This is a genomic window from Clostridium cadaveris (assembly GCF_020911725.1).
Taxonomy (GTDB): domain Bacteria; phylum Bacillota; class Clostridia; order Clostridiales; family Clostridiaceae; genus Clostridium_X; species Clostridium_X cadaveris.
The window spans coordinates 1160223-1171624 of the sequence record NZ_CP076620.1; the positions used below are offsets into that span (position 1 = coordinate 1160223).

The 11402-nt window shown below is 32.2% G+C and carries 9 protein-coding genes; 4 read left to right on the plus strand and 5 right to left on the minus strand.

All coding sequences use genetic code 11. The features are described from left to right. Window positions 1-82: 82 nt before the first annotated feature. Window positions 83-1186, minus strand: coding sequence for a DEAD/DEAH box helicase (locus tag KQH81_RS05350; RefSeq protein WP_230029049.1), 1104 nt, complete (start codon window positions 1184-1186; stop codon window positions 83-85). A 224-nt stretch (window positions 1187-1410) separates the two neighbouring features. On the opposite strand from KQH81_RS05350, the gene KQH81_RS05355 reads away from it, so the two are divergent. The 3 genes from KQH81_RS05355 to KQH81_RS05365 all read left to right on the plus strand — a co-directional run bounded on the left by KQH81_RS05355 (window position 1411) and on the right by KQH81_RS05365 (window position 4108). Further along, window positions 1411-2217 (plus strand): alpha/beta hydrolase, encoded by an 807-nt coding sequence (locus tag KQH81_RS05355; RefSeq protein ID WP_027638868.1) that lies wholly within the window; start codon window positions 1411-1413, stop codon window positions 2215-2217. A gap of 34 nt (window positions 2218-2251) precedes the next feature. Next, complete coding sequence (locus KQH81_RS05360) at window positions 2252-2446, plus strand: hypothetical protein (protein WP_027638867.1); 195 nt, start codon at window positions 2252-2254, stop codon at window positions 2444-2446. A gap of 222 nt (window positions 2447-2668) precedes the next feature. Continuing rightward, complete coding sequence (locus tag KQH81_RS05365; RefSeq protein ID WP_027638866.1) at window positions 2669-4108, plus strand: deoxyguanosinetriphosphate triphosphohydrolase; 1440 nt, start codon at window positions 2669-2671, stop codon at window positions 4106-4108. A 104-nt stretch (window positions 4109-4212) separates the two neighbouring features. On the opposite strand, the gene KQH81_RS05370 is transcribed toward KQH81_RS05365, so the two are convergent. From KQH81_RS05370 to KQH81_RS05385, 4 genes are all read right to left on the minus strand, one after another. Next, on the minus strand, window positions 4213-5322 hold the full coding sequence (locus KQH81_RS05370) for an ATP-NAD kinase family protein (RefSeq protein ID WP_230029050.1): 1110 nt from the start codon (window positions 5320-5322) through the stop codon (window positions 4213-4215). Between the two features lie 79 nt (window positions 5323-5401). Further along, window positions 5402-6964: an aminomethyl-transferring glycine dehydrogenase subunit GcvPB gene (gene gcvPB / locus KQH81_RS05375; RefSeq protein ID WP_230029051.1), complete on the minus strand. Its 1563-nt coding sequence runs from the start codon at window positions 6962-6964 to the stop codon at window positions 5402-5404. A gap of 21 nt (window positions 6965-6985) precedes the next feature. Beyond that, on the minus strand, window positions 6986-8377 hold the full coding sequence (gcvPA, locus tag KQH81_RS05380) for an aminomethyl-transferring glycine dehydrogenase subunit GcvPA (protein ID WP_168972240.1): 1392 nt from the start codon (window positions 8375-8377) through the stop codon (window positions 6986-6988). Window positions 8378-8414: 37 nt separating this feature from the next. Continuing rightward, entirely contained in the window at window positions 8415-9209 is a 795-nt protein-coding gene (locus KQH81_RS05385; protein ID WP_027638862.1) for an SDR family NAD(P)-dependent oxidoreductase, read from the minus strand. Window positions 9210-9493: 284 nt separating this feature from the next. Between KQH81_RS05385 and KQH81_RS05390 the strand changes: the two genes are divergently transcribed. Next, entirely contained in the window at window positions 9494-11215 is a 1722-nt protein-coding gene (locus KQH81_RS05390; protein ID WP_230029052.1) for a sigma-54 interaction domain-containing protein, read from the plus strand. Window positions 11216-11402: the final 187 nt, after the last annotated feature.

Below are 11402 nucleotides of genomic sequence, written 5' to 3' on the forward strand. Positions count from 1 at the left end.
CTTAGATAAGAATAATTAGAGGGTATATAAAAGAGAATGTATAAATAAATATAGATACATTCTCTTATTTTTTACTGCTTAACTAAACCTCTCGTCTTGGAATGGTGAAGCTAAGAGTTTTTTCTATATCATAAAGTAGGCTTTCATCTTTTGGTGCTATGAACATACATGTATAACCATCTTCTCCAGCCCTTCCAGTTCTTCCAATTCTATGTATGTAACTTTCAGGAGTTTCGGGACAGTCATAATTGTAAATATGAGTGACACCAGAAATATCTATACCTCTAGCAGCTACATCTGTAGCTATAAGATATTGAATGTCTGCATTTCGAAAGGCTTTCATTATACGTTCTCTTTTAGATTGAGGAACATCACTATGGATAGTTTTACAGTTAAAGCCTATACGTGCCATAGACATCTCTAAAGCATTGGCTCTTCTTTTAGTTCGGCAAAATATAATAGCCATGAATGGATTATCTTCTTTTAAAACAGTAGCTAAAGCTTCTTGTTTCCATCTATCAGTAGTTTCAACAACTTCTTGCTTTATTTTTTCAACAGCAATAGTTGGAGATTTTATATTAATGACTATAGGATCTGCCATATATCTATAAGCTAGTTTTTTAACGTCAGAACTCATAGTTGCAGAAAAACAGAGGGTCTGATGTTTCTTTGAAGTAACCTTCATTATCTTATCGATCTCATTTTTAAATCCCATCAAAAGCATTTGATCAGCTTCATCAAGAATTACGGTCTTTAGTTTGCTCAAATCAATAGTTTTTCTTTCAATATGATCGAGAAGCCTTCCAGGGGTTGCCACTATTATATGTACTGTATTTTTAAGTTTTTTAAGCTGGCCTCCAATATCACGTCCACCATAAGCAGCCAGAATATTAATATTATCATTGACATTAAGCTTTTTTGCTTCTTCTGTAATCTGTATAGCTAATTCTCTAGTAGGTGAAAGAATTAAAACTTGTGTGAAATTGTTTTTCACCGATATGTTTTGGAAAATAGGCAAAAGAAAAGCTAAAGTCTTTCCTGTGCCAGTTTTTGCTTCTCCAATAACATCACTTCCGTTTAAGATTGGCACAATACTCTCACGCTGAATTGGTGTAGGGGTTTTAATACCATTTTTATTTAATATTTCAATAAGATTTTCATTTATTCCAAGCGATTTAAAGTTCATAGTTCATATCCTTTCAAATAAAATAGAGCTTTACATTATACAGCGATAATAAAGCTCTAAAAGTACTTCTATTAAGTATTATCATTAGGTAATCATAACATTTAGGGGGAGGGGAGTCAATGGGATAACTACTAGTTATTTAATAAGTGATTTGGATTGCATTTACATTTGATTCCAATAAGTTTATACTTAAATATAAGAAACAGTATAATGGGGGGATTATTATGTGTGAGAAGGTAATTACATCATTTGACGGAACAAAGTTATTTTTAAACAAAGAAATGGTGGATAACTCTAAAGCAGTATGTATAATTGTTCATGGGCTCTGTGAGCATCAAGGACGTTATGATTATTTAGCAGAAAAGTTTCATAAGGCAGGAATAAGTACTTATCGTTTTGATCACCGTGGGCATGGACGTTCTGATGGGGAGAAGACATATTATAATGATTTCAATGAAATGTTAGATGATGTTAATGTAATCGTAGATATGACTATATGTGAAAATCAAAATCTTCCAGTGTTCCTTTTAGGACATAGTATGGGTGGATTTGCAGTTTCTCTTTATGGAGCAAAGTATCCAAATAAAAAATTAGCCGGCATAGTTACCAGTGGAGCTCTTACTAAAGATAATGGTAAACTTATATCAAGTGTTCCTAAAGAATTAGATCCACATGAAAAGCTTCCTAATGAACTTGGACAAGGCGTTTGCTCAGTTCAAGAGGTTGTAGATTGGTACGGGAAGGATCCATATAACACAAAGACATTCACTACAGGACTTTGTTATGCTATTTGTGATGGACTTAGATGGTTTGAAGATGAAGTTAAAAACTTTAATTATCCAGTTTTGATGATGCATGGAGAAAATGATGGACTTGTTTCAGTTCAAGATACCTATGACTTTTTCAAAGCAGCATCATCTAAAGATCGTGAAATGAAAATATATGGTGAACTATTTCATGAAATATTTAATGAATATTGCCGTGATGAGGTCATTGATGACTCTATAAGATGGATTTTAAATAGAGCATAATATTAATTTAATATTAAACTGGGGAGAGAAATTTATGGAATGTTTAGCATGTAAAACGGAAATGAAGTATTTAAAAGAATATAGGTTTGATAGTCAGGATAACAATAGGGGATTTTTCAGTACAATCTTTGATGTGGAAGAACATCTTATATTCGATGTTTATATATGTCCTAATTGCAGAAGAGCAGAATTCATATATAAAGGAACCCATGAATGGCTTGATATGTAAGTTGTTTCAGAGATTATAGAATTTATTTAGTTAAAATATCTAAATAATAAAGAAAGAACTTCGCTAAAGATAATTTTTAACGAAGTTCTTTTTGATGATAAATATTTTTAAGACGAATTAATTATAAGAGAAAATATTATTATAAATTATTATCATTATAACTGAATAATAATGAAATTAAGACAAAATATAATATATATTCACTAAAAGTGAGGGGTAATAATGGCTAAATTTACATGGAATCAATTATTAAATAAAAATAGAATAAGGGATCATAAAGGTACTAATAAAAAATCTATAGACTGTAGAGATGAGTTTGAAAATGATTATGACAGGATTCTTTTTAGTGCGTCTTTTAGACGTCTTCAGGATAAAGCTCAGGTATTTCCTTTGGAAAAGCTTGATTTTGTTAGAACAAGACTTACGCATTCCTTAGAAGTATCATCTATAGGAAAATCACTTGGTATTAGTATAGGATGCAAACTTGTAGAGAATACGAAAAATTATGAAGATAGAGTTACATCAGATATGGTTGAGGATATAGGAAACATACTTGCTTGTGCAGGACTTATACATGACCTAGGAAATCCTCCATTTGGTCATTTTGGAGAAGTTGCTATAAGGGAATGGTTTGAGGAAAAGCTTTTTAAAAATGATGATGATACATATACTTTCAAGTATGATAAGTATAATTTTATATTAGATAAGCAAGAGGGACTAGATCTATTAAATTTTGAAGGTAATGCTCAAGGACTTAGGATACTTACAAAATTGCATTTTGTTATTGATAGATATGGAATGAATCTTACAATAGGCGTATTAGGTTCAATTATTAAATATCCAATATCATCATTAGAACTTGAGAACAGCAGACTAAAAAAAATGGGATATTATAAATCAGAGGAGAAGGTATTTAGAGAAATTGCAGAGCATATAAAAATTGAAGGCTGTAGGAATCCGCTTGTATATATTTTAGAAGCAGCAGATGATATAGCTTATCTTTTAGGTGATTTAGAAGATGCCTTTAATAAAAAGATAATATCGCATGACATATTCAAAAAACGATATAAGGAATTTATTAAAGAACAAGGATATGAAGAAAAAACTTTAGAAGAGAGTTTGTCCTTTTACCTTTCTAAAAATTATGAAATAGCAAAAGAAGAATATGGATATGAAGATCCAGGTGAATATGCATTAAAGTCATTTATTATAAAGCTTAATAGGTACTTAAGGGATTCTGTGATAGAAGAATTTATTTCATCTTATGATGATATTATGGACGGAAATTATAAAGGAGATCTTTTAGGAAATTCAAAAGCAAATAACATCTCTTTATTCCTGAGAAGTATATCAAAAGAATATGTTTATACTAATGAAAGCGTAGTGGCAAATGAAATAGTAGGGTATAACATTATTCACAGCTTATTAAATATATTTGTTCCAGCAGCTTTAAACAAGGATGTAAAACCATATAAAGGATATGATGGTAAGCTGTATTCATTGATTTCTAAAAATTATAGATTTGTCTGTGAAAATGATGTAGATCAGAAAGGATGCAGTAGTGAATATTCAAGACTTTTATTAGTAACCGACTTTATATGCGGTATGACAGATTCTTATGCTGCTTATTTATATCAAGAATTAAATGGAATAAAAGCTTAATAGGAGTCATAAAGAATGGCTTGATATGTAAACAAAACAGAAAGAATATAAAAAGGTGTGCTGTAAAAGATAGAAATTTTATAGCACACCTTTATGGTTCATAATTATATATTACTTACTTTACAGACCACAAATTCTCCATAGGAACTTATAACTTTATAGTAGCCGCATAAAGTTTCATTAAGGTCTTTATCAAAGGTATCAACCATCAAGGGCTGTCCTTGAAGCTTAAATAGCTTTTCCTTAGTGGCTAGTATAATTATATTCTCTTTTCCTATCTCGCGAATTACCTCTGGAGTAAGCTGTTGATTACCACGGCCAAATAAAAATCCCTGTCCCCCCGTAATTGTTACAATAAGTTTAGTTTTTTTACCTTTAATATATTTTAAAATTTCGTTTCCATAAAGGTCATTAGCTACTAATTGCTTATTATAAATTAGATCAACTCCTATTAAGGTGTTTGGAATATCTAACATATTCATTATTCCGCGAGTTGTAGTTCCAGCTCCTATCAAATAATATGTGTCTTTTTCCATAGCATTTATAACTTCATAAGCAATGGAGTGTATAGCAGCGGCTTCTGATAAAGGAGTGGAAGATTTTGAATGTTGCATACAGGTTCTTTCAAATGGAACTTTTAGATACCCGTAAAGCCTTGTATTGATTATCTCTTTGCGATATAGCTCTTCATCAATATCTAGAACTTCTTCTTCCTTTATATTTGATATGTGGCCTAAAATATATTTTTTAGCTAAGATACCTGCGTTTTTAGGAGTTTTAGCATATACAGGAGAATGGATTTTTACACCAGCTGGTATGCCAAGAGTAACTGAAGTGTCCCCCACAGCTTCAAAAATATCTCTTGCAGTACCATCACCGCCTACAAATATTATAAGATCAACTTTATCCTTATTTAATAATCTGGCTAAGGATATGGTATCAGATTTGCTTAATGTAGATGTACTTTTACTGTAAAAACTATATGAGAATCCCATTTCCTGTGCTAAATTTCCACCCATTTCTCCAGCATAGGTTACTATTTTAAATTCATTTTTTATAGAAAGAAGTTCAGCAAGGGCGAGTTTTGCTCTTTCATTTGAATGAGGAACTGCGCCTCTTTTTACTGCTTCTTCAATCATATTGTCAGTACCTTTTAAGCCGACACTTCCGCCCATGCCTGCAATTGGATTTATAATTAAGCCTATTTTCTTCATATCAACTACCCCTAACTTATACTTAATAAATGTGCAGCATAAATAATTAGCTGCACATTTATTAAATAGGTTTAAAACTTTAGTTATATTTTCTTAAATATACTCTCCAAGTTGTTGCCCACATATTTGGATCATCCATACCTGATTCATCAACTTGATGTATAACACTATTATGAGGTGCTGTCTTTATTATTTCAGGATTTGTATGAGCTTCGTTGAACACATACTTAAGAGTCTCAATATATTCATCTATATCTTTCTTAGATGGTGTTTCTGTTGGCTCTAAAGTCATTGGTTCAGGTAAGTAGTATGGGTGATGGGATGTCCAGTAGTGCATTCCAAAATCCATCATTCTTCTTTGAATATCTCCAGTTCCAATGCCTGTAGCTTTTTCTAGATTTTCTATAGAGTATCTAGCTTGTTCAATTCTTTGATTGTTTCCATCTTCGTAGTAAGCAGTAACATCATCTAATTCCATTAATTTTTTGAATAAGTAGTTGTTGTTAAGAACTGCAGTCTTAGCAACTTGATATAATCCGTTTGCGCCTAAAGAACGAATCCAGCAGTAAGCTTTCAAAACAACTTGGGAAACTCCGTGCCATTGTCTTACTTTACCAACACCATTTGGATTGTTGCATATATCATAGTTTAAGAAATATTTTTCTCCATCAAAATCTATGATTGGAGCTGGAAGGAATTGGACTAATTCTTCCTTTACTCCTGTAGCACCGCAAGCAGGTCCGCCACAGCCGTGTGGAGTAGAGAAGGTCTTATGAAGATTGAAGAAACACATGTCAAATCCAGCATCACGTGCTCTTGTTACTCCTAATAATCCGTTAGCATTTGCTTGGTCATAACCGCAAAGTCCACCTATAGAGTGAATATAATCAACGAATTCCCTAACATTTTCATTGTATACTCCAGTATCCTCAGGATTAGCTACAATATATCCTGCAGTCTTATTTGAAGCAGCAGCTTTTAACTGTTCTAAAGTAGGAAGTCCTGTTTTTGGATCTGGTTGAAGATAAATAATTTTAAATCCCTTTACAGCAGGACCTGCTGCATCAGATGGGTGAGAGTAGATAGTTGTGATTATTTCATTTCTATCTTCACCTTTATCTTTAAAATATGAATGCATTACTGATGCCATAGCCATTATAGCTTGAGAACCACCGCCTGGTTGGAATGTAAAACGATCCATTCCAGAAATTTCACTCATATATCTATCTGTTTCATAGAAAATTTGAAGCATACCTTGAACAGTTTCGATATCTTGTAATGGGTGAAGGTCTTCAACGTTTCTTGCAAGCTGATCGTTAACCTTTGGACTATATTTTACAGTACAAGTACCTTGTCCAATTTCAATATTGACATCTGCACCTAAAGTTTGTTGAGCAAGTCTTGCATAGTGTCTTAAAACTCTGCTTTGAGACATTTCAGGAAGATTAACTTTATTTTTTCTAACCATGATTTTTGGAAGTGCAGACAAACCGTCTCCAACTTCTGCTTCTATAGCTTTGTTTGCCTTTGGAACAAGTATTCCTCTTTCTCCTGGTGTACTCAATTCATATATGATAGGCTCATCCCATTTGGCTTGATGAAAATTGACTCTTACCTTTGTTGATCTATCTATTCTTTCCACAGTATCATCCCTTTCTAAGAATTATTTCACAATATCAGAAATCTCTTTAACTAAAGTATCAATATCTTCTTTAGTATGGATTTCTGTTACGCAGTAAAGAGCACATTGTCCAAGAGCAGGGAAGGTTTCAGATAAGTCTTTACCACCAAATATATTTCTATTTAAAAGTTCTTTATTGATTTCACTTACTGTTTTTCCAGTAGATGAAAAATCAACTACAAATTCTTTAAAGAATGTGCTTCCAAAGCTATTTACCTTAACATTAGGTATAGAAGAAAGCTTTTTAGCAGCATATTGAGAATTTTGCATTATAGTTTGTCCTATTTCATACATTCCACAAGGTCCCATAGTTGCTAGATAAACTCCAGCTGTGATACCCCATAAAGCTGATTGAGTACCAACATACTCTTTGCCATGCTCTCTGTGATGACCGAAAGAAGTTCTATCGTAAGCTACATCACCAAAGCCGTATTCACCAGGAGTTGTAGTTGGAGCTATACCAAATAATCTTGATGGGAATTCCATTACGAATTTTTCATCATCTTTAGTTGCCATAAATCCTGATTGACCACCGCCGTAATTCATATGAATTCCAAGTGGTTGTAAATCTCCACATACAATATCAGCACCATAAGATGGTGGAGCAGCTAATACACCAAGAGATATTGGATCTATACCTACTAGGCTTAATCCACCAGCTTCATGTACGATTTTTGAAATCTCTTCTCCATTTTCTTCGATTATTCCAAAGTAATTTGGATTTTCAAAATAAACACCAACAGTATCTGAATTAACCTTTGATTTTAAATCAGTTAAATCTAATTGTCCTTTAGCGTTACATTTAACAGTTTCAAACTTAATAACACTTTCACAGTAATTTTTCATAACATCAAGTTTTTCTTGATCCATTATTTCTGGAACTAAAACAGTGGTGCGATTTGTAATTCTTTGAGCCATTCTTGAAGTAGTCGCTGCAGCTTGAGCCCAGTCCATAGTTGGTACATTTACAACGTCCATATCAACAAGTTCAGCAACCATGCTTGCATATTCAAATAAAGATTGGAAACGACCTTCATCATTGTAAGGTTCACCACCATAAGCAGTTAAGAACTCACCTTTTCCATTTATTTCATCACATATAGCAGGAACATAGTGCTGCCAGCAGCCTGCTCCTAAGAAGTTTAGATTCTTTTTGCAATTTGCATTTTTATCTAATATTCTTTCTACATGTCTTCTTAATTCATACTCAGATTGAAATGCTTCTGGAAGATTCATTTCTTTCTTTAATTTTAAAAGTTCTGGAACATTTTTGTGAAGTTCATCCAAAGAATTCATGCCAATTTCCTTAAGCATCTCTGCTTCAACTTCTGGAACTGAATTTGGTATGTAAGGATGATTTTTAAATCCTCTCATATTTTTGTCTCCTCCTTTAATAAAATAAAATCATATATTATGCGATACCGCCGCCGTCAACAACTAATGCAGCACCTGTTATCCAGCTTGATAAGTCACTTGCAAGGAATAGTACAGCGTTTGCTATATCTTCAGGCATACCAATTCTTGCAAGAGGTCTTCCGCAACCACAGTCCTTTAAATATTCATCTTGAGATGTGTTTTCGTTAACTATTCCAGTTTGAACTCCTTCATCTCTAAGCATAGCAGTATCTGTATCGCCAGGATTTACACTGTTTACACGTATATTTTGATGACCATGATCTATAGCCATAGCTCTTGTTACGTTTACGATTCCACCTTTAACTGCACAGTAGGCAACAGCTTGATCTCCACCTTTTAAGCCCCATCCTGAACCAGTATTAATTATGCTTCCACCACCGTTAGCTGCCATTACAGGGATTATGTGTTTAGAGAAAAGGAATAATCCCTTTAAGCCAACATCTAATACGAAATCCCATTCTTTCTCACTTAATTCAGGCATAGTTTTTCTAACAGTTACACCTGCATTATTATGAAGAATATCGATATTACCAAATTTTTCTTTAATAGCTTTTACAGTTTCTATAACTTGATTTTCGTTAGTTACATCACATTTGAAGAAAGCAGCATTTCTACCAGCTTGTCTGATTTCTTCAGCAGCAGCTTCGCCAGCATCACTTATATCTACCATAGCTACTGCAGCACCATATGCAGACAATAACTGAGCAACACCTAGACCTATTCCAGAGCCAGCTCCTGTAATAACAGCAACTTTGCCATTTAAGTTAAGAACGTCTTTTTTGTTTAACATTTTAAATCCCCCTTATATTAAATAAATCCTAAATTTGCTACTGACCTTATGAAATATTTAATAGCAATATGTGTGCCAAAAATATATATAATAATTTAAACCCTTGAATATTAAAGGGTTTGTCAATAAACTGTAATAAAAATATATGTAAAAGACATTGAAAGATTATTGACATTTGTCAAATATGACTGAATATTGACAATATTAATTGTCAACCTAATATTACAATAGTATAATTATAATGTAAATAATATTCAGAATTGTTTTTGTGAGGAGGAATAAATATGTTTAATTTAGAAGATGTTCGACCATCTATTGAGAAACTTGTTTTAGCAATTTCTGATTGCTTAAAGCTTGAAGTTGCTATATTTGATGAAAGAGGTACTCTTTTTTACTGTACTCCAACTTATTTAAAGAAGAAAGGAAGTACTGTACATACAAAATTTATAAGAGATGTATTGAATAATGGAAGCATTTTGGTAAATACTCCAGGGGATATGCCGTCATGTATAGGATGTAGATTTAGGGAACACTGTCCATCTACTATTGAAATTTTATGTTCTATAAGGGCTAATACTTCTGTTATAGGAGTTGCAGATTTTACTTCTTTTACTAAAGAAGGACAGAGAAGGATAAGCAAGAACAATCCTGTATATTTAGATGCAATTAAGGAAATGGCTGATTTGATAGGAGAATATGTACTTAGTAAATCTGGAGCTTTAGAGTGCGGACATATGGATTATATTATTAATGATACATTAGAAATTTCGAAAGATCCTTTAATTCTCACTGACCAACATGGAGTTATAATACAGGGTAATAATCTTGCATATAAACTTCTAAAATTAGATGAAGGTTCTTTATCTATACGACAGATTTTCTCTAAAGAGATAGCTGAAGATATTTTGAATGGAGCAAACTTTTTTGAAAAAAATGTATCTATGGGAAAGTTCAGTGTTAAGATTACAACTAAACCTATAGTTATAGATAATAAGAGAATAGGAACATTAGTGAGATTTGCAGACGAGATTAATGAAAAGCTTCAAATTCATAGTTTTAATACAGGGATTGTTGGAGAAAGCAAAGAAATGAAGGAACTAAAAAAATTAATTAAAAAATTGGCAGATAGTCCTACGCCTGTACTTATAACTGGAGAAACTGGAACTGGGAAAGAGCTTATAGCTAAGTCTATACATAATGCTAGCAAAAGAAGCAAATATCCTTTTGTGGCTATAAATTGTTCTAGCATACCAGAAAATCTTTTTGAAAGTGAACTTTTTGGATATTCAGGAGGGTCGTTTACTGGTGCAAGAAAAGAAGGAAAGATTGGAAAAATAGAAATGGCTCAGGGAGGAACTTTGTTTTTAGATGAATTGGGTGAGATGCCACTTTCAGCTCAACCTAAACTTTTAAGAGTACTCCAAGAGTATGAGCTTGAAAGAGTTGGATCTTCTAAAAAAATCCCACTAGATATAAGAGTTATAGCAGCAACTAACTGCAAGTTAGAAGAGATGATTAATAAAGGAAAATTTCGACAGGACCTTTTTTATCGTATAGCAGTAATTAATATAAAAATACCTCCATTAAGGCAACGTAAGGGTGATATAATTCCCATAGCTTATAATTATATAGAAAAGATTAAGGAAAAATTGGAAACACCTTTAGATTCAATAAGTCCAGAAGTTGAAAATTTATTTTTAAATTATAATTGGCCGGGTAACATACGTGAACTTCAAAATGTAGTAGAATATGCTGCAAATTTATGTGAAGACAAAACTATGACTATAAATGATCTGCCGGATACTATATTTAATCAGACTATGATTAGTAAGGAAGGCAATAAAGAATGTAATGATTTAGAAAATGAAAAAATAAAAAAGCTTTTAGACCAATATGGATATACATTGGAAGGAAAGAAACAGATTGCTAAAATCTTAGGTATCAGTTTAAGAACACTTTATAGAAGGATAAATGGTCATAATGCAAACAGTGGAAAAGTTGAGTGATTATTTTGAAATCTCTATTAGTTAAGTAAAAAAATTGAAGGATAAAAATGACATGTTGGCAAGTAAAATGGCAATAATATTGAAATTTAATATAGAAACTATAATATATTAATAAAATCATCATTTATAATAGTTTTAATATATAGAATATTAAGTTTATTTTCAAAATATAGGATTCTTAAATATA

What these genes read in the sequence shown, in the direction of transcription:
- KQH81_RS05350 (WP_230029049.1), bottom strand. Translation starts at nt 1,186, where the DNA reads ATGAACTTTAAATCGCTTGGAATAAATGAAAATCTTATTGAAATATTA.
- KQH81_RS05355 (WP_027638868.1), top strand. Translation starts at nt 1,411, where the DNA reads ATGTGTGAGAAGGTAATTACATCATTTGACGGAACAAAGTTATTTTTA.
- KQH81_RS05360 (WP_027638867.1), top strand. Translation starts at nt 2,252, where the DNA reads ATGGAATGTTTAGCATGTAAAACGGAAATGAAGTATTTAAAAGAATAT.
- KQH81_RS05365 (WP_027638866.1), top strand. Translation starts at nt 2,669, where the DNA reads ATGGCTAAATTTACATGGAATCAATTATTAAATAAAAATAGAATAAGG.
- KQH81_RS05370 (WP_230029050.1), bottom strand. Translation starts at nt 5,322, where the DNA reads ATGAAGAAAATAGGCTTAATTATAAATCCAATTGCAGGCATGGGCGGA.
- gcvPA (WP_168972240.1), bottom strand. Translation starts at nt 8,377, where the DNA reads ATGAGAGGATTTAAAAATCATCCTTACATACCAAATTCAGTTCCAGAA.
- KQH81_RS05385 (WP_027638862.1), bottom strand. Translation starts at nt 9,209, where the DNA reads ATGTTAAACAAAAAAGACGTTCTTAACTTAAATGGCAAAGTTGCTGTT.
- KQH81_RS05390 (WP_230029052.1), top strand. Translation starts at nt 9,494, where the DNA reads ATGTTTAATTTAGAAGATGTTCGACCATCTATTGAGAAACTTGTTTTA.